Origin of the sequence: Dysgonomonas sp. HDW5A, from assembly GCF_011299555.1 — a bacterium.
Lineage (GTDB): Bacteria > Bacteroidota > Bacteroidia > Bacteroidales > Dysgonomonadaceae > Dysgonomonas_A.
On record NZ_CP049857.1, the window covers coordinates 3,081,181 to 3,099,341 of the forward strand.

Sequence of the window (18,161 nt, forward strand, 5' to 3'; positions counted from 1 at the left end):
TCTATTTAATATTACACTATCGCCACTTTATATCAATTGGGTTCTATTTCATAATCTGTATCGTGGTCGCTCCAGTATTGTATATCTACCTTTACATTCATATCGGTATCATAAATCAGGATGATATCGAAAGTATGCGTGGTTTTAAAATCCACATTCGGATATTTATCCAGTATAAGCTTTATTAAATCATTCGGTAAGCCGCTGTTTCCGGGATATAAATCTCTTTTTTCCGTTTCATCCCATAGAACTAATCTGGGTCGGTTTTCTTTGTATAATTTCAGTACCCTGAGAGATGAAAACAAATCGGGTATTTCACCTTTAAGACTCATCGGAGCAACGTAGCTGAAGTCTTTGCCGGGAGCCGGTTTATTGAGAAATGTCTCATTGCCGTTGCGATCGGTAATAGTATTGAAATACGCATGCCCTGTTTTAGGCAGCCCTTTTACAGTAACATTGATCGTATTGGTATTTTGTTCGAGAGGTATCGCTACAATCTGCGATTTGTCGCCCGATATAGGCACATTTTCTATATTTCCGTAAAGTATGAGAGGTATAGCAGATGTTATATATCCCTCCACAGGAATATCCAGTCGTAGGATATCCAGATGATTTAGCGGATTGCTAATTTTTTCATTCGAATTGTAGGAAGCCACATCGAATATTTCGGATTGATTGAACCAGACAATAAATTCATATTTATCAGGAGGTAGTTCTATATTCAATGGATAGTTCCTGTATAATTCAGGGTTTTGAAATGGAATGGTCTTTATATAATCCCCGTTTTTATCGAAGATATACAGATAAGCCACTTTCAGTTCGGCAGGATCAAAACTGCGTTCGCCTTGAGGTGTATCGTAGGTAAAAACAACCTGAAAGCTATGTAACTCAGGCGGACAGTCCGAAAGGTCGTCCCTGATACAAGAAGATACCATTGACGCGAGTATCAGCAGTTTTAATAAAGTATATCTATAGGTTCTCATCGGACTACGTTTTAGTAATTCTTTTTTTTAAAATTCACATATAATTTTTAGAAATAAGAGGGAGGAGTTTTAATCCTCCCTCTACTCCCTCTCCACACAACAACTAACTAACAAACTACTTACAGGCTTTTATTATAAAATTAAGGCTCCAAATCATAATCATCAGTAACCACATTCCAGAACAAGATATCTACTTCATATTTTATATCAGTTTCTGTGTCAGGCGGTGTTTGGGGATCTAATGGGGGTACATCAGGACGACCTGGACCAAAGATACTGGTAATGCGGCAGCGGTAGTAATCGTTTCGGAATACGTCCCATTTCTTGCTCGTTACAGGATAGCCATTAAAATACCCTTGTTTGTTGAGGAACATATCGTAATAGCAATATCCGTTTGTATATTCAGCGGGTTTAATACTGCCCGGATTGGCGTTTTTAAAAGCTGTAGCAGTATTTTCATCCAGAAAATAATATCTATAGCCATTTTGAAGTATAACAGTCCAGAAGGTTTTTGGAGTTAAATTTGGGTTGGCTACTTCTACGAACTCTGATCCATTTTTTTGTGTTACTTTATTAGGTACAAAAGTCGCACGTATTGTGGCACGGGTGATTTCTTCTTTCCAGTGGTTTACAGACGTATTTTCGGTAGTATAAAGGGTGTTGAGGTCTTTTACTAATGGAACATTCGCCTCATTGACCTTCACATATCCGTCACCGGGAGCATCGGGAGTATTCACTGCATTGATAAAATCTGTTGATAACCACGAATGGGGTAGGTAATTGGGATCCGAACCATCAGCTTTGGGAACCAGGAAGAATTTTGTATTGATATTGTTTATTGCAAAAGCAAGATTATCAATTTTACCGGGCCCATTAATTGTCATCGTTGATGATTTTTCGACGGTTACTTTAGCCACAAGTCTTTTTACAGGTATTTTCACTGTGTTATTTGTTCCATAATCCGGATCTCCTTGAGGTTTGAGTTCACTGGTTACTCCGTTGGCACTGAACATGGCAACCCCATCTCCTGTCACAAGCTGACCCATAGTCAACGAATGTACATTGTCGTTGAAATTAGCTAAGCTGGTATTCTTTAGCCCTTGAGCAAATGTTGTGGGTAAGTTAATCCCGATAAATACTGTTTTAGCCCCTGTAGTGGTACCGATGGTCGCTTTGGCTTTCCAAACGTCTGCGTTGCCACCTCCCGGAATTTGTTGCACAAAATCAGATGCAGCCAGTGCCTGATGCTTAGACATCATGCCGGTATTTGAATTGAAGATATATACATCGACCGTATTAACAGCTGTTTCTAACAGAGAAGCATTATTGTCCTCGGTTGTTGCTGCTCTTGTTACCACATCTCCTTTTGGAAAGGAGAATGAAACGTCCAGATAGGTTGGTTGGCCTTTATCTTCACCTCCCGAGTTTGTATTTTCATTGTTCTCGTCACTGCAACTGTATAATCCGGCAGCAAAAAGCAATGTTGCGATTAAAAATGCTTTGGTTTTCATAATGAATTCTTTTTTTAATTAATACATGTTTTGATTAATAAATAATTTGTACGGATACTATTTTAATTGTCTTTACTTTCGAGCCACAGCTTATATTGCGAAAGGTTATCTAGAGCCTCTCTTAAACCTGTCTGCGAGGCTTTTTCAAAGTAGTGTAAGGCACTTTGATAATCACCCTTGTGGAATAGTGCCACCGCCATGTTGTTCCAACCCTCCGGTTTGTCGGTATGCTGCAACCCGGTTATGGGATTGTCGAACGAGCCGGTTTCGATATCCGAAGTCAGGCTGTTGAATAGAGCTACCGCATCTTCAGGGTATAATCTCACAGCTATATTGAAAGTCTCTTTAAACTCTTTACTTCCTTTTTCATAGCTGTTAGCCACCATAAACATCTCATTGAGACTAAGCTGTTGAGGTTTTACATTTATCAAAGCTTTTGATTGGTTGATGTCCAATCCGCGGACAGTGTAAAATATATCGTAGCTGTTTCGCCGCAAACCAGGGAAATCAGTTTCGAGAAGATTACGATAAATAGCTCCACTTCGGAGGTTCTTTAAAGCGGCTTTACGTTTGTTTATATCGTTGGTATTGTCTATAATCTGCAATATGTCATTCCGGTAGGAGTAATCCGATTGGCTTATCAGGGTTCTCAGTCCTTGCCAGTCTTCTCCTTTCCAGTTTGTTGTGATCAGATTTTGAGGCAGATTATGTTTGTTTATTAGATAAGCCATAAAAGTGTTAGCACGTTTCTCGGATAGCAACATATTGTATGCAGCGTCTCCATCGGGAGAAGCATATCCGGTAACAACTATTTTATCCAATACGATATTAGGATCATTTTTTATTTCAGAAATAATCCGATCCACTTCTTTCAGAACAGCATCATTATTCTTGAAATTTCGGTCTATATCGGATTTGCTGATAGCATAATCCAAGCTTGCCGAGTAAGAGTCGGCACGGTGTTTTACAGCTTCCACGGCTGGAATAAGATAGGCTAATTCAAACTGTGGAGTATAAGGTGGTGGAAGTTCTAATTTTTGTCCCGGATGTGTGATGTTTCCCTTATCTGCACAGTTACAACCGGTTACCGACTCTATAAAAACCAACTCACTGCTTCGCATCCATGAAGAGTAATCTGCATCAATTGAATAAGAGAACTGTTGGGATTTGCCATTGTTGCGTTTAACGATGCCCGCTGTATTTTCGGGATAACTGTAGTTACCGAAACCTATAGCACGCTGATTGACTTTATTACGTGTACTTCCATTAATAATCAGAGGTTCGAACTCCATTTGATCGGTTCCGTCCAATGACCTGATTACTGGGGTTATAGTAAACATATCATTTGCTGCCACCTTTAACTTATCCAAGATGATATCGGCATTTACAATCACCTTGTTATTCTGTTTGGCATAAGTGGAAACTTCAACTGATACTTCTCCTTTGTATATTTTTTTTGCTATACCCGGTTGGATTATCAGCGCCACTAGGGTTATGATTAAAATATTCTTTTTCATTGTTTTCGTATTTTACCGTAAATAATAAATAAGGGAGATACCGGCTTTTGTGGGGCCAAAATAATTTTTGTCATCCGATTTTATTTTTTTACCACATTCCTCACAAGGGTATTTATCGAAATGTGTGCGTATATATCCCATTCCAAGGGTCGCCTCTATGCTCCAGCGTTTACTGAGTATCCATTGATGTCCCACACTGATACCACCTCCATAGAAGTAGCCTTCGTAGCGGTAATCTTGCAAAGATTTATACATTCCGAATGGTAATTTTATTTTTGCCATATTGTATTCGCCACCAAGCAGGTGAACCCCTACAAATGTGCCATTAAATGTTTCACAAAACCACCATCTGAATTCGGGCTGTATCAGGTAATGTTTTAATTTCTTATTATCACTGAATTCCCAGGGATTATACCCTCCATACAACTCCAGGCTGGTTTTGTCGCTTAGCCCTATTTCAAAAGCCAGATTCGGCGTGGCCGTAGCACCATAGAGCAGGTTGGTTTTTAATGAAGCTTTTTGTGCGTAAGTTGTCAGTGACATCAGAAGCAGGACTAAAAGAAGCACTAATGCTTTTTTCTTTGTGTTTGCTTTTGTCTTATTCATTTGAATTTGTTTTTTTGTATATTATAATCAGTCTTTTCCGTATGGTATATTTCGCTTTTTATATTGCAAATAAAACATGATTTATTTTGTTTGGTTTTACCAAATCGTATATTTAAAATAGGTGAATTGTAAAAGTTTATATTTATTTTTATGACAAAATGTAAATCAATTACGAATAGGTTCAACTGTCTGATTATGAATGTTTAATTGGAGAGTATTTGGGTTTTATTTTTAATTTATTAGAAGAGAAAAAATAAAATATGCGATCTTTTTTATCTGTTCGGAAAGTAAATTTAAGGAACAAATTAGATCTTGGCGTATTGTAAATTAATAGTCAAAAATGTAAATCAAAAACGCCAGTGTTAAATTTACTTTTTGGATATCTTTATTTGTTTATTTTCGTGATATTTGTGTATAAAGTAACTGCTAGTTCAGTTTGATAGAGTAGTGTATTCAACTAAAATGGTCCAGATAGTTTATGGATTTAGAAAATGTTTTAGCCATAGTTGTTTATTCGGTTCCGGTATATTCATCGATAACCGGTGCCTTGTTGATGATGCTTACATACCGCGACTGTATAAGTTACTCCGAAAGCAGAATTAAATTTCTGTTGATATTTTATTATATATTCGCCTCCTTTATTTGGTTGGGTACTATCGCATTTCATTTCAGCCAGTCTTTGTTTATTTACCTGAACCCATTTTTTTATCTTTCTCTACTTCTTGCCTCTGTTACATTATACCATTTTATCTTTTATTTGACGGCTACCCAAAAAGATAAGCATTTCTCGATGTGGCATTACTTGCCTCCCCTAGTTATTTTTCTAATCATTTTCATCTGGTCTTTTTTTATTCCTTATGATGTGCAGTATGCTATCGTCTCTGGTAACGATACTGTTGTTCCCGAATACAAGTATTACTCGATGTTTTATATATCGAAGCATGCTTTGCGTATTATTTATCTGAGTGTATATATTTTTCTTAGTGTACGCAGGCTCTATTTCTATTCCAGAGTAGTTATCAACTATTATGGGGCGGAATATAAAAAATACATTTTTTGGCTATGGTACATTCTGGGATTAAGCATAATATTGATATTAGTAAGCATCATCACCGCTTTATCTCCTTATACACATATTCATAAATTCCTCAGCAATATTTTCATTGTATTGGTGATAGCTACGGCACATGCCGTATTGGTATACAATATTATCCGGCGTAATTATTACCTCATATTTTCAGAAAAAAAAATTTCTATTCAACAAAGCGGTCCAGAGCAAAATGCAGATATAGGTTTACCCGCATCAAAAAAGGCAAATCTTCCGAGAAGACCTTATACACGACATCATAAGCAGTTTAAAATAAGCGAATTTACAATGGGTGGCGGACTGAGAAAAAAACAATTTGAACAGTATTTCAAGGAATATAAGCCTTTCCTGAATCCTGATTTTCGCATTACTGACTTGATAGAACCTTTCGGAGTTAATCGTACCTATATATCACGCTTTGTAAACACTGAATATGGGATGAATTTCAGTCGTTATGTAAACCGTTACAGACTGCAGAGGCTCGAAGTGCTGATGTCTCTACCTTCAGGCAAAGGGAAAAGTCTTCAGGATTTACTTAAATTGGCCGGTTTTGGTAGCTACCGTAGTTATATGAGAGCCAAACTTATAGAGGATGAAGAAGCAAATAAAAAGAAGAGAAAAAGATAATGGAAACGAGAGAAGTTATTTCAATAATAAATTTTAGTGGACCGTTTATTACTGCATTGTTTTGCCTAGTTCTCATTATAGTCCGCTACAGTCAAAGGGACGAGTATACCCGTACCATCCTTTTAAGGTTGTTAATGATATATTATACAACGATTATCTGTGTTAGTTTTGCATCCTTCTCGTTTGTTTATTTGCGTCCGGTATATGTGTTGATTAATTCACTCTCTATGCTGTCTATCCTGTATTCGATAGTCATTATATTTCATATCATCCACTTGGTAACGGCTACGGGAAAACCAAAACCTTTTTCGTTTATACATTATCTCACACCAGCTGTTGTTACCTTAGTACAGTATTATTGGTCATATTATTTTATATTGAAAACTGATCCGGTAATTATTTATAGTAGTTATTGGTTTCTTGCTGTTTCATCTTTTAAACTGGGTATTTGGATTGTCTATGGAACTGTTTACTCTCTGTCTGGTTTACAGAGGATTATCAGGTATAAAGAAATCATCATGAATTATTCGGCCGATGAAGACCGTTCTTCAATGAGGTGGCTTTATACGGTTATTATATGTACAATTGCATTGATACCACCCACATTTTTATATGTTTTTCTAAGAAATGAAGTTGTTTTGGTATCTATCTTTTCCTTAATGACTAATTTTATACTGCAACTGCAATTGGTTGTGCTAGCATATAATATGTTTACCGAAAATTATGTGATCATGTACCCGGTAGGAAGTAATCCGGAAACAGAAAATACTGTTTTAGTCAAAATCGATAAGAACCATTTTGAACAGTTTATGCGGGAGAAAAAGCCCTATCTAAATCCGGGACTTCGAATTACCGACCTCATGCGTGAGTTGTGTACCAACCGTAGTTATCTTTCGGGCTATATCAATAAGACTTATTCTATGAGCTTCAGTCGCTATATTAATACCTGTCGGTTAAGAGAGTTGAAACGTATGCAAAACGATCCTAAACTATCTGCTTATGACAGTGAATCACTCATTATTAAAGCCGGATTTAGAAGTATAAGAGGTTACCAGCGGTTTATAAAACAAGAAAAAGCAAATGTATAGATGGATTAAATACCATTTTTTATACCCTATTACCAAGATTATAAGCTACTCCGCCTATAAGGGCATAAAAATAAGTTTTTCATTTGATGAAAGGCTATACCACAAACCCGAAAGAATTTATACGTATCAATTGCAAAAAATAGGCTCAGAACTAATTCTAATGACAACTGTTTTATAAAGATATACAAAATAGCAGGAACTATGTGTTATTATAATAGTATGTCAAAGAAAGCCAAAGAACTGGCAGTTCGATACGGTCGTAAAACAGATATAATTGAAATAGTAAAAGAGATTATCGAAGAACAGTCCCGGGTTAATGCGTTCTCTAATCCTGCCTATCCGATCATAACTAGCGACGACGAAATACAAGCCCTAAACTGGGGTTTAATACCCTTCTGGGTAAAGCCCAAAGAAGATACAGAGAAAGGCAGGGATGAAGCAGAAAAAGACGCTTTTTCCATTCGCAAAGGCACTTATAATGCAAGAAGCGAAACGATATTCGAAAGACCATCATTCAGGACACCCATCTTAAGCCGTCGATGTTTAATTCCGAGTACAGGATATTTCGAGTATCATCACAATAATGATAAAACTAAAACTCCTTATCTTATCTATCTGCCAGATGAAGAGGTGTTTTCGATGGCTGGTGTGTATGATAGTTGGATAAGCCCGAAAACAGGGAAAGTATATAATACCTTTTCAATGATAACGACCCAAGCCAACGAGCTGACCTATGAAATACACAATGGAGGAAAGAATCCACACCGAATGCCTGTGATAATAAATAAACAAGATGAAGAAAAGTGGTTAGATCCGAAGTTGAATAAGCTCGATATCCAAAGTATGCTAAAACCTTTTGAAGCTTCCCTGATGGATGCTTATGCAGTTGACCGAAATTTGTTTCTAAATGGAAACCCACATAACCCAAGTATAATGGAACGGGTGTAAATTAATTTGCTAAACTTGCCCCGACTTATTTACATACTTAATAGGCACTTTGGATTCTTTTGTATTGAATGGAAGTGCTTATTATCTTTGCAACATGAAGCCACTCATAACAGGAAAAACCTACAACATGCAATTATTTTACAACCCGGATCGGATTGAAGCCATGTACTTAAAATATTACACTGATCTTTTTGGTGAAGAGTATGAATCTGTTTTTATTACTTCAGATGGCAGACTCTTTGAAATCGGGAGTGTGGAGAAATGGGATTGATGGAATTTAAAGCTATTTCTACAGTAGGTTTATTTAATAATTACCTAAATGAGAATCTCTAGCTCAATAATCTAATTTTGAAGTATAAGTTTTACAAAGTAGTAGTTGCTTTAACTCGGTCTTGTGGTATTAAGTTTGGCGTATAGTTTCAACGGAAACAAAAAAGCACCTACAATATTACTTGTAAGTGCTTTATGATTTCAGTCGGGATGACACGATTCGAACGTGCGACCACACGCCCCCCAGACGTGTACTCTAACCGGGCTGAGCTACATCCCGAAATCGGATGCGAAAATACTACAATAATATATTATTTCCAAGTTTTATTTTAACTTAGTAGAAAAATAAGATTATCTAGTATCAGCAAGCGATCATATCTTTCTGTATAATATAGACTTAAATAAAAATATATAATATGGCTAAAAATACAATCTTCAAATATAAAAAATGGAGTCTTTTATTTTCGATATGTATTATCTTTTCGATAAGCCAGATTGGAGCTAAAGGGTTTCTGAGAACCGACGGAACGAAGATTGTAAATGACAATAGCGAAATACTTCTGCGTGGGATAGGTCTTGGCGGATGGGTACTCCAAGAACCTTATATGCTGCAATTATCGGGACTTGCTAAAAATCAGACAGATATTAAACGCAAGATATATGATTTGATAGGGAAGGAGAGAACGTCCGAATTTTATGCTGCATGGGTGAAGAATGGCATTCGGAAAGCCGATATTGATTCGCTTGCTAAATGGGGATTCAATAGTATCCGTCTGCCGATGCATTATAATTTATATACTCTTCCTATCGAAAAAGAACCGATAAAAGGCGAAAATACATGGATCGAAAGTGGCTTTGCTCTTACTGACTCTATTCTCAACTGGTGTAAAGCTAATGAAATGTACCTGATACTCGACCTGCATGCTGCTCCGGGCGGACAGGGCAATGATCTGGCTATATCCGATGCTTCGGACGTGAAACTGTGGAACAGCGCTCAAAATAAAGCGAAAACCATTGCTCTGTGGCGTAAGCTTGCCGAACGCTATAAGAACGAAGAATGGATAGGTGGTTATGATATTCTCAACGAACCTAATTGGGGATTTCAGGACTCCGAAGATATGAATGGTAACCGGGAGGAATTGAATGCTCCATTGCGTCAACTATATATAGATATAACTAAAGCCATAAGAGAGGTTGACCAAAAGCATTTTATTGTGATTTCTGGTAACGCTTGGGGAAATAACTATAATGGAATATTTCCGTTATGGGATGATAATATGGTAATCAGTTTCCATAAATACTGGACGTATAACGACGATCAGTCGATAGCTAAATTTCTGGAATACCGAAAGCAATACAATGCTCCTCTTTGGATGAGTGAATCGGGCGAAAACTCGAATACGTGGCATACCAATGCCATTAAATTATTCGAACAAAACGATATTGGCTGGTGCTGGTGGACATATAAGAAAATGGGATTCAACTGCATGATGGAGATACCCACAAATTCCGAATACGAAAAAATAAAAGCTTATTGGAAAGGGGAGGGCACAAAACCAACTTCCGATGAGGCTTATAAAGGACTGATGCAACTGGCATACGATTATAAAGTGGAAAATACCCTGTTCAAAAAAGACTTTACGGATGCTCTGTTCAGAAAGGTAAAGACAACTGCTACCAAACCATTCAATAATTATTTGTTTAAAGAAAGAACTCCGCTGGTAATTAATGCTTCCGATTTTGATTTAGGGCGCAACGGCTATGCATATTTCGATAAAGATACTGTCGATTATTGGGTGTCGAGCGGTGTTAAAGGATATGGCAACAAAGGGCGTGTGTACAGAAATGACGGGGTGGATATCATGCCATCGGACGATCCTCGATCCAACGGGTATTGCCTATTTAGTATAGAACCCGACGAATGGGTACAATATACTATCAGCGTAAGAAAGCAGGGGAATTGTACTATAAACATCATAACTAAAGCTGTGGATGGAGCAGGAATGATTTATCTGACAGTTAACGGAAGAAAAACCAAGACGTTTACAACCTCAGACAATACAACCGACTGGAGTATCTTGGAGGTGAAAAATGTGAATCTAAAAAAAGGAATCAATACCATCAAGCTACATTTTATAAAGGGAGGTTTTAAAATAAGCCGAATCGAAATAAAGCGGTAATCTTATTCAATATCGAGTACCATCATAATATTGCATCGTTCGTAGACCGAATTACTTACGGTTACCTCTTCGAAGCCTAGTTTGTGATATAATATGATGGAAGATTCGAGACGGGTATTTCCTTCAAGGAAGACTCGTTTTATACCTCTCTCTTTGGCATATTGTATGAGAGCTTCACCTAATTTGCGTCCCAATCCCAAACCCTGTGCCTGCGGGCTTACTGCCATTTTAGCCATTTCGAATGTTTGGTCTTCGGGATGGGCTATCAGGGCACAACAACCAACTACTTTACCGTTCATAATTGCCAGAAATATCTGTCCCCCTTTATTTAATATATACTCTTCTATATTGTTGAGAGTATATACATCTGATTCTTCGAGACGGAAATATCTAGTAATCCATTCCGTATTTAAAAGAATAAAAGCTTCTTTATATTCGGGTTTGTACAGTTCTATTCGAATAGTGTCCATATTATATAAACTTAGTGATTAAGTAACAATCTTATTATCTTTATAAAATCGATGAAGAAAATAAAACGGAGCAACCGGGGTTACAATAGTTTGGTAATAATAAAAGCGAATAAAAATATTACAGCAAACCCAAATCCTAAGCTAGTCATTTGCTGATCGTCTTTTCTTCCTGTCAGGTGTTTTATGGTAATATCTTTTTTTCTTAAAATTTTATAGAAAAGTAGCCTTATGACAGCACCGATAACACATATGAAGCCTAGTTTATCCATATCGCAAATATATATAGAAATTAATTTATACTATTATGAAAATAAAATCAATTATACTGTCTATTATCTGTTTACCAATTATTCAGGTTTCTGGACAAGAGAAGTTGTTAACAAAACAAATTAAAGTTGCAGAAGTGATTGATTTTGAGAAAAATATTAATGATATGGTTACGTTCTTTGATCAAAATGTGAGTCTGTCAAAAGATTTCTATCCTTTGGCCGATAAATATGTAACCACCCATAAACCCATTATCGCTTATCGGGATGCATTGGTTTACCTACCAATGTATGCCGAATATTTTTATACTGCCAAAGATTCTATTGTGAGGCTAGTGTCGTATAATTGGGAAAAAGATCGTTTCGGGAATGTTTTTAAAAAGCAGATAATGTGGGAGGATGAAAGTCGAAAAATTGAAACCTATAATAAAGAGTACGACCGGATAAAACATATGTTATTTGAATCTTTTGGAAACCCAATATCATCAGATCTTTCTCCTCAGTTAACAGAAGGTGTAAATGGAAAATTTTATACAAGAGAAAGCATCTGGGAAACAGAAGACTACTATGCTGATTTACAAATGATGTTTGGGGGGATAACTTATCGAATAAGATTTAAACTCTATTGGAAAAACTAGGATTTTTTTATGATATATGAGTTCTGTAGTTAGTTATTAAGGTTTCAGACCGAAGATTAATTTCGGTATTGGTCGATTATAAATAAGTAGTGTTGGTAAGTGTATTAGTAAGGTTATCGATGTTAGCTTGTGTGAAACCATAATAGCAGATCAGGTTTTAAGGTAAATCAATTATTTTAGATATTAAAACTGTGAGTTTCATTAAATATTTTCTTTTATTAAAAATATAGTTTTGAGACTTTAAGAGTAAAATTAAGAATGGACTAGCGATAATGATGGTTTGTCGAGTTTTTACGAAAGGCTTTTAAAGTCGGAAGTCGAAAATGCTCAATTGAAAACTCAGGTAAAAGACCAGAAGAAAGAAAATCAGGAATAAAAAAATAACAAGAAATAATTAATCGATTTACTATTCTGGATAATATAAAAGGGAGAGGCTTGTAAGTCTGTGTCTTTTTGTTTAGTAATGAGGGGGCGAGAAAACTATTTATCGAATAAATTGTTTTTAATAAAAAACAATTAGACAATTATGGTCAAGAAATTATTAACCTTACTGATCGTAACATCTGCCGTTGTTCCTCAGTATCATTCCATAGAGGCCTGTACAGGTATTACTCTGACGGCAAAAGACAATACTCGCATTCTGGCACGGACAATAGAATGGGGAGGTAGTGAATTAAATAGCCAATATGTTATTGTGCCACGTGGTTATAAACAAAATTCTTATACGCCCGCAGGAACTTCTTCCGGCATGGAGTTTACCGCACGTTATGGCTATGTGGGTTTAGCTGTGGAACAAAAGGAATTTGTGGCGGAAGGGCTAAACGAAGTTGGTTTATCTGCCGGATTATTTTATTTCCCCGGATATGGAAAGTATGAAGATTACAGTTCGGCTCACACTACATCAAGCATTGCCGATTTGCAGTTAGTATCATGGATGTTAGGGAATTTTAGAACCGTTGATGAGGTTAAAAATGCAATTAAGGATATCCATGTTATAGGTATTGATCCGCGTGCTTCGACTGTACATTGGCGTATTGCCGATATTTCCGGTCGTCAATTGGTACTGGAGATTGTGGATGGTCAACCGTATTTCTATGAGAATGAACTGGGTGTATTGACTAACTCACCGGGTTTTGAATGGCAAATAACAAACCTCAACAACTATGTTAACCTCTTTCCTGGTTCAGCAGAACCTAAATTGCTTGGAAATATACAGCTTATGGCTTTTGGATCGGGCAGTGGTTTTTTAGGTATACCGGGCGATGTAACTCCTCCCTCACGTTTTGTTCGTGCGGCTTTCTATCAATCGACAGCACCTCAACAAGCTACTGCAAAGGAAACCGTCTTGCAGAGTTTTCAGATATTGAATAACTTTGATATACCTGTGGGTATTGAATTTCCTTTGGGGCAAGTTCCTGCCAATATACCGAGTGCTACTCAGTGGACTGCGTCTACGGATATGGCAAACCGTATCATCTATTACCGTACGATGTACAACAGTGCTATTCGTAGTATCGACTTGAAAGATATCGATTTTAATAGTGTTAAATACCGTGCCGTACCTCTCGATGAGATAAAACAACAACCTGTAATATCAGTGAAGATTAATTGATGGGGTACTTTCTGTTATGTATATATGGGATAAAAAAAGAAAGAGATACAAATTACATTGTATCTCTTTCTTTTTTTATCCTTTGTAATCTTGTTGCGGATTTCTGTTGAAGAGTCTTGTCTTTGCCAGCTGCTCGTATTCTGTACCCGGACGACCGTAGTTGGCATACGGATAGATGCTAATACCTCCACGTGGCGTAAATACACCAATAACTTCGATGTATCGAGGATCCATCAACTTGATAAGGTCTTTCATAATGATATTCATACAATCTTCATGAAAAGCCCCGTGATTGCGGAAACTGAAAAGATATAGTTTCAGACTTTTGCTTTCCACCATATTTATTTCGGGGATATAATTGATATGGATAGTTGCAAAATCGGGCTGTCCTGTAATCGGGCATAGGCTTGTAAATTCGGGACAATTGAATGCTACCCAATAATCGTTTTCGGGGTGCTTGTTGGTAAAAGCTTCCAGTACTTCGGGAGCATAATTGTCTTTATATTCGGTTTTACCTCCCAATAGCGAAAGGTTTTCCAATTGTTTATCTTGATGCATAATCTTTCTTTTTTGATAATTTCTTTCGAAATGTATTTACTCTACTTTTAGAGTTTTATATGATTGAAAATAAAGGTTCTCCTTTTACCAGTGCAACCTTTGGGTGATTTGTATTTTGCCTTGGTGTAAAATGAAACAAGGCATTAAGGTCTTAGTCGGTAAAGCATTGAGGGCCTGCCATTCCTCCCGTATATTTCAATACTACGTTCTTTTTATAATACACATATTGACACCCATCGTTAAATTCCTTGATCTGAGGAACAGTTAACAAGGGAGTAGGGAAGATGAGATACGAATATTTACCCAATCCGCTTCTGGCAAAACCCACTTCGGTTTGATCTCCATTCTGAAGCGATATGCAGTTTGCCATTTGCATCATATTTTTAATCCCACTGAATGTCATCGGATCCCAACCAATAACCTTTAGCAGATTATACAATGTATCCGAATCGTATTCTATGTCCCAGTCGCCATCAACCAATATAGGGTCGCCCTTAGGATTCTTTTTAAATATCTGCAGGTCTATCCCTTCTACGGTATGAAGGATATCATCCTTCGTTCTGATTTCCAGAGATACAATAAAATCTTTAGGAATCGATTTATTGAATTCATTTGCCAGATTCTCGATTTCGACAGACCTTTCCTCATAATTTTGTATAAGTTCGGCTTTGCTGCTCATGGGCATCGAATAAACTTTCAGCATGATTGCTTTAATCGTATCGTTAGCCAGATCGTAATCGTGTTTGGCTTCGGCAAGAGCCTTAGGGGAAAACTTAAGATTCAGTGCATCGAATATCAAGTCTGTTTTAGTACTTTGTGCCATGCATGTAATGCTAAAGCAGAATATACCGAATGCGAGCAGAATTTTTTTCATTTATTATGAGTGATATTTTAATATAAAGGCTGGGATTCCAAAGAAACAAAAAAATCAGAGATTTTGTTTTCTAACCTTTAAATAATTTTCTAAACCTTGTTTACGTAACTGGCATGACGGGCATTCGCCACAACCATCGGCAGGTACTCCATTGTAGCAGGTAAGCGTTTCGTTTCTGATGAGGTCAAAAACGCCCAGTTCGTCCGATAGTTTCCATACGGCTGTTTTATCTCTCCACATGAGTGGGGTATGTATCTGAAAATGTTCATCCATTGCCAGATTGATACTTGTATTGGCAGACATGATAAACGTATCCCTGCAATCGGGGTAACCGCTGTAATCGGCTTCCGAAACTCCCGTAACAATATGACGGATGCCGTGGCTGCGTGCAATTACTGCCGCAAAGGTAAGAAACAAGAGGTTACGTCCCGGAACAAAAGTGTTTGGGTAAGCATCCGCAGGTTTTTCCTTATCCATTGTTACCGAATTATCGGTCAGTGAATTGGTCGATAGATGACTGATGATAGAAGCATCCAGCTTTTGGAAGGGTACTCCTGCACGTTGTGCAATTCCTTCGGCAATTTCAACTTCTTGCGAATGGCGTTGTCCGTATGTAAAACAGAGTGTACGGACTGATGCGAAATGTTTCAATGCCCAAAACAGGCATGTGGTGGAGTCTTGGCCACCCGAAAATAAGACTAGGGCAGATTCTTTTGATTTCATTTTTTAATTACTTTGTTTTTTACGTGGTTTATCCTAAGCTACACGGAAAAGGCTGTTCCTCTTCGTCCGACAAAGATAATTATAAGCATGTGATAAACAAAAAAGCTAGCCCTTGTTTGGGCTAACTCTTATTCTTTTTTATAGATGAAGTTTATATCTTTTCGGAGATATTCTTGTTGTCAAGATAAGAAAACGAGCCAACGTTTTTAATCGTAAATCTCAGTAATCTCTTTGATCCCCCCACGATTAAACAGGAGACGAAACTTCCTGAAATACAGATTCTCGTGTCCTTGACATCGTAGTATAAAATGAAGGGCATACACCTTTTCGCTTGTCATTTTTATATATCCGTCCTGCTCGTCGGGAATGTAAATAGGAATATACTCATTATCCATTTTCTGTATAAAATGGGTGAGGTTGAATCGGGTGACATCATTTATACCGACAAACTGATAGCCCTTATACCTGTTGATAGATGATGAGGATAAGTTTACCAGCTTTTTGTAGAGGATAATCTGTTCGTTGTAAATCTTGTTTTCGGCTTCTACCAAAGGAGTTCTTTTGCGTATACTCATTATTTCGGCAGGTACTTTCGATTCGATGGCGAAGTCGAAAGCCTCTTTAGTCCAGCCTATTTTTTTGTTTTGTATCTCAAGTTCTCGTTTTGTATCAAAATACTTTTTACCCAATTGAGTACTGAAGTAGTATCGCATCAGGTCTTTTATTCTGTCTTTGAATACATAGCTTATCACAAGGGCAAAAAACAGCGGTGTTGTAAAATTACCATAATGCAATTGTGCCGAAAACGATACAACGGTGGCAAAAATCATAGATGTGGCAGCCGCTATTCCATAATAGAATTGTTCGGCTAAGGCTCCATCTTTTCTCTTTTTAGTATACAGAAAGAGGTCGCTTTCTATAAATTTTTTGAGGATTCCCCTTCTCATTACCACCAGATAGTTTGTAGATGTGTCCGTGGTATCGAGCAGCGAATATCCTTTTTCTTTTTTGTATTGATTCTCAGAATTGACTAATTCCAAGAGTGAATTTTTAACTTTTGTATATACAAGCCTGTTCTCAAGTCCTCTCATCATTCTGAAAGTCTGCTGTTGAACGATATTGCCAATAAAGTCATCGCCAAACATAAAGTATTGCCGTTCGTCTTCGGTGACCGACGAATTGTTGACTATGGTTTCGAGCTTGCGGTAGTGGCGGGTAATAGATGTCATGTCGTGAATATATTCACGTACTAACTCTGCTACCTTATTTTCATCTTTCTCTTCTATAATAAAATAGGCTCTGTCGCGTGAGGCACTTTTAAATATAGACGAAAACATCTTGATCTGGAACGTATAATTTGAGAGGTTTTCTTCCGAAGTGGTATCGACCAGAAGGTTCTCAAAAGCTCTTTCCAATCTGCTTAGCGGGCTGTTCTCCGAAGCATAAATATCCTTTAACCGATAGATGGGTGTGATAAGCCTCACATTAGACTGTGTATCTTTATAGAACTGTTCTTTGGAATAGGTCGAACGGTTTATATCGAGGCTATTGGGTACAAACATCCACGTGTTGATACTGAATTCGTTTATATCATTTTCTGCTGATTTTCGGGTGGCTATAAATGATATTTTAAATTCAAAAGAAAACTTGTCGTGTATCTTTACCTTTACATCAATCATTCAGGCTTTCCAGTTTTTATATGGATTCTTTACCAACTGCGAGTTATAGTAGCGAACATCGCCCGTTACTTCTTGTCCCAGCCAAGATGGCTTTTCGAACTTCTCGTCTTCTGACTTAAGTTCTATCTCGGCCATTATAAGCCCTTCGTTATCGCCGTGAAACTCGTCAACTTCGTAGGTGTGTATTCCTGCTTGAATGAGGTAACGCACTTTATCGATCACTCCCGGATCGCAAAGTTTCATTAACTGATCGGCATCTTCTACCGAGATCTCTTTTTCCCATTCGAAACGGCTCAATCCCGAATCGTTACCTGCCCCTTTGATTGTAATAAATCCCTTATCGCCCTTTATGCGTATGCGTACCGCACGCCCTTCGGTGTTACAAGCCATATAGCCTTGCGTAACCCGTTCAGATTGGTAGGCTTCGGATTTAAAATCGCCTGTGATGAGAAATTTACGTTCTATTTCGATATTCGGCATAGTTTAGGGTGTCTTTTTTCTACTTAAAAAAATAGTAATTGAAC

At 37.3% G+C, this 18,161-nt stretch carries 18 protein-coding genes and 1 tRNA gene; 7 read left to right on the plus strand and 12 right to left on the minus strand.

Annotation, left to right across the window (positions count from 1 at the left end):
* Positions 1-32 precede the first annotated feature (32 nt).
* From G7050_RS12870 to G7050_RS12885, 4 genes are all read right to left on the minus strand, one after another.
* Positions 33-983, minus strand: a complete 951-nt coding sequence (locus G7050_RS12870) for a FimB/Mfa2 family fimbrial subunit (RefSeq protein WP_166116026.1) — start codon at positions 981-983, stop codon at positions 33-35.
* Positions 984-1,123: 140 nt separating this feature from the next.
* A complete protein-coding gene (locus G7050_RS12875; protein WP_166116028.1) occupies positions 1,124-2,494 on the minus strand; it encodes an Mfa1 family fimbria major subunit in 1,371 nt (456 codons plus the stop codon).
* Between the two features lie 62 nt (positions 2,495-2,556).
* A complete protein-coding gene (locus G7050_RS12880; protein WP_166116030.1) occupies positions 2,557-4,011 on the minus strand; it encodes a DUF3868 domain-containing protein in 1,455 nt (484 codons plus the stop codon).
* A 12-nt stretch (positions 4,012-4,023) separates the two neighbouring features.
* The gene (locus G7050_RS12885) at positions 4,024-4,617 is read right to left on the minus strand and encodes a DUF3575 domain-containing protein (RefSeq protein ID WP_166116033.1); all 594 of its coding nucleotides are present in this window, start codon (positions 4,615-4,617) and stop codon (positions 4,024-4,026) included.
* Positions 4,618-5,095: 478 nt separating this feature from the next.
* Between G7050_RS12885 and G7050_RS12890 the strand changes: the two genes are divergently transcribed.
* The 4 genes from G7050_RS12890 to G7050_RS12905 all read left to right on the plus strand — a co-directional run bounded on the left by G7050_RS12890 (position 5,096) and on the right by G7050_RS12905 (position 8,638).
* On the plus strand, positions 5,096-6,331 hold the full coding sequence (locus tag G7050_RS12890; RefSeq protein WP_166116035.1) for an AraC family transcriptional regulator: 1,236 nt from the start codon (positions 5,096-5,098) through the stop codon (positions 6,329-6,331).
* Positions 6,332-6,465: 134 nt separating this feature from the next.
* Positions 6,466-7,419, plus strand: coding sequence for a helix-turn-helix transcriptional regulator (locus G7050_RS12895; protein WP_166116038.1), 954 nt, complete (start codon positions 6,466-6,468; stop codon positions 7,417-7,419).
* Positions 7,420-7,620: 201 nt separating this feature from the next.
* The gene (locus G7050_RS12900; protein ID WP_166116041.1) at positions 7,621-8,367 is read left to right on the plus strand and encodes an SOS response-associated peptidase; all 747 of its coding nucleotides are present in this window, start codon (positions 7,621-7,623) and stop codon (positions 8,365-8,367) included.
* Between the two features lie 94 nt (positions 8,368-8,461).
* A complete protein-coding gene (locus G7050_RS12905; RefSeq protein ID WP_166116043.1) occupies positions 8,462-8,638 on the plus strand; it encodes a hypothetical protein in 177 nt (58 codons plus the stop codon).
* Between the two features lie 204 nt (positions 8,639-8,842).
* Here the strand turns inward: G7050_RS12905 and G7050_RS12910 are convergent.
* A tRNA-Pro gene (locus G7050_RS12910) sits at positions 8,843-8,917 on the minus strand.
* Positions 8,918-9,053: 136 nt separating this feature from the next.
* On the opposite strand from G7050_RS12910, the gene G7050_RS12915 reads away from it, so the two are divergent.
* A complete protein-coding gene (locus tag G7050_RS12915; RefSeq protein ID WP_166116046.1) occupies positions 9,054-10,817 on the plus strand; it encodes a cellulase family glycosylhydrolase in 1,764 nt (587 codons plus the stop codon).
* A 2-nt stretch (positions 10,818-10,819) separates the two neighbouring features.
* Here G7050_RS12915 and G7050_RS12920 read toward each other — a convergent pair whose 3' ends face one another.
* Positions 10,820-11,287: a GNAT family N-acetyltransferase gene (locus G7050_RS12920; protein ID WP_166116048.1), complete on the minus strand. Its 468-nt coding sequence runs from the start codon at positions 11,285-11,287 to the stop codon at positions 10,820-10,822.
* Between the two features lie 80 nt (positions 11,288-11,367).
* A complete protein-coding gene (locus G7050_RS12925; protein WP_166116050.1) occupies positions 11,368-11,556 on the minus strand; it encodes a hypothetical protein in 189 nt (62 codons plus the stop codon).
* Positions 11,557-11,591: 35 nt separating this feature from the next.
* Between G7050_RS12925 and G7050_RS12930 the strand changes: the two genes are divergently transcribed.
* Together G7050_RS12930 and G7050_RS12935 are read left to right on the plus strand one after the other, a co-directional pair.
* Entirely contained in the window at positions 11,592-12,191 is a 600-nt protein-coding gene (locus tag G7050_RS12930) for a hypothetical protein (RefSeq protein WP_166116052.1), read from the plus strand.
* 526 nt (positions 12,192-12,717) lie between these two features.
* Entirely contained in the window at positions 12,718-13,803 is a 1,086-nt protein-coding gene (locus tag G7050_RS12935) for a linear amide C-N hydrolase (RefSeq protein ID WP_166116055.1), read from the plus strand.
* A 75-nt stretch (positions 13,804-13,878) separates the two neighbouring features.
* Here G7050_RS12935 and queF read toward each other — a convergent pair whose 3' ends face one another.
* The 5 genes from queF to G7050_RS12960 form a co-directional block, all read right to left on the minus strand.
* Positions 13,879-14,361, minus strand: coding sequence for a preQ(1) synthase (gene queF / locus G7050_RS12940; RefSeq protein WP_166116057.1), 483 nt, complete (start codon positions 14,359-14,361; stop codon positions 13,879-13,881).
* 151 nt (positions 14,362-14,512) lie between these two features.
* A complete protein-coding gene (locus tag G7050_RS12945) occupies positions 14,513-15,235 on the minus strand; it encodes a hypothetical protein (protein ID WP_166116059.1) in 723 nt (240 codons plus the stop codon).
* Between the two features lie 54 nt (positions 15,236-15,289).
* The gene (gene queC, locus G7050_RS12950) at positions 15,290-15,958 is read right to left on the minus strand and encodes a 7-cyano-7-deazaguanine synthase QueC (RefSeq protein WP_166116061.1); all 669 of its coding nucleotides are present in this window, start codon (positions 15,956-15,958) and stop codon (positions 15,290-15,292) included.
* A 206-nt stretch (positions 15,959-16,164) separates the two neighbouring features.
* The gene (locus tag G7050_RS12955) at positions 16,165-17,637 is read right to left on the minus strand and encodes a hypothetical protein (protein ID WP_166116063.1); all 1,473 of its coding nucleotides are present in this window, start codon (positions 17,635-17,637) and stop codon (positions 16,165-16,167) included.
* A complete protein-coding gene (locus G7050_RS12960; RefSeq protein WP_166116065.1) occupies positions 17,638-18,117 on the minus strand; it encodes a CYTH domain-containing protein in 480 nt (159 codons plus the stop codon).
* Positions 18,118-18,161 lie beyond the last annotated feature (44 nt).

Coding starts and splice junctions, on each gene's coding strand:
- G7050_RS12880 (WP_166116030.1), bottom strand. CDS start 4,011: ATGAAAAAGAATATTTTAATCATAACCCTAGTGGCGCTGATAATCCAA.
- G7050_RS12945 (WP_166116059.1), bottom strand. CDS start 15,235: ATGAAAAAAATTCTGCTCGCATTCGGTATATTCTGCTTTAGCATTACA.
- G7050_RS12955 (WP_166116063.1), bottom strand. CDS start 17,637: ATGATTGATGTAAAGGTAAAGATACACGACAAGTTTTCTTTTGAATTT.
- G7050_RS12925 (WP_166116050.1), bottom strand. CDS start 11,556: ATGGATAAACTAGGCTTCATATGTGTTATCGGTGCTGTCATAAGGCTA.
- G7050_RS12885 (WP_166116033.1), bottom strand. CDS start 4,617: ATGAATAAGACAAAAGCAAACACAAAGAAAAAAGCATTAGTGCTTCTT.
- G7050_RS12870 (WP_166116026.1), bottom strand. CDS start 983: ATGAGAACCTATAGATATACTTTATTAAAACTGCTGATACTCGCGTCA.
- queF (WP_166116057.1), bottom strand. CDS start 14,361: ATGCATCAAGATAAACAATTGGAAAACCTTTCGCTATTGGGAGGTAAA.
- G7050_RS12875 (WP_166116028.1), bottom strand. CDS start 2,494: ATGAAAACCAAAGCATTTTTAATCGCAACATTGCTTTTTGCTGCCGGA.
- G7050_RS12890 (WP_166116035.1), top strand. CDS start 5,096: ATGGATTTAGAAAATGTTTTAGCCATAGTTGTTTATTCGGTTCCGGTA.
- G7050_RS12900 (WP_166116041.1), top strand. CDS start 7,621: ATGTGTTATTATAATAGTATGTCAAAGAAAGCCAAAGAACTGGCAGTT.
- G7050_RS12935 (WP_166116055.1), top strand. CDS start 12,718: ATGGTCAAGAAATTATTAACCTTACTGATCGTAACATCTGCCGTTGTT.
- G7050_RS12905 (WP_166116043.1), top strand. CDS start 8,462: ATGAAGCCACTCATAACAGGAAAAACCTACAACATGCAATTATTTTAC.
- G7050_RS12920 (WP_166116048.1), bottom strand. CDS start 11,287: ATGGACACTATTCGAATAGAACTGTACAAACCCGAATATAAAGAAGCT.
- G7050_RS12930 (WP_166116052.1), top strand. CDS start 11,592: ATGAAAATAAAATCAATTATACTGTCTATTATCTGTTTACCAATTATT.
- G7050_RS12915 (WP_166116046.1), top strand. CDS start 9,054: ATGGCTAAAAATACAATCTTCAAATATAAAAAATGGAGTCTTTTATTT.
- G7050_RS12895 (WP_166116038.1), top strand. CDS start 6,466: ATGATATATTATACAACGATTATCTGTGTTAGTTTTGCATCCTTCTCG.
- queC (WP_166116061.1), bottom strand. CDS start 15,958: ATGAAATCAAAAGAATCTGCCCTAGTCTTATTTTCGGGTGGCCAAGAC.
- G7050_RS12960 (WP_166116065.1), bottom strand. CDS start 18,117: ATGCCGAATATCGAAATAGAACGTAAATTTCTCATCACAGGCGATTTT.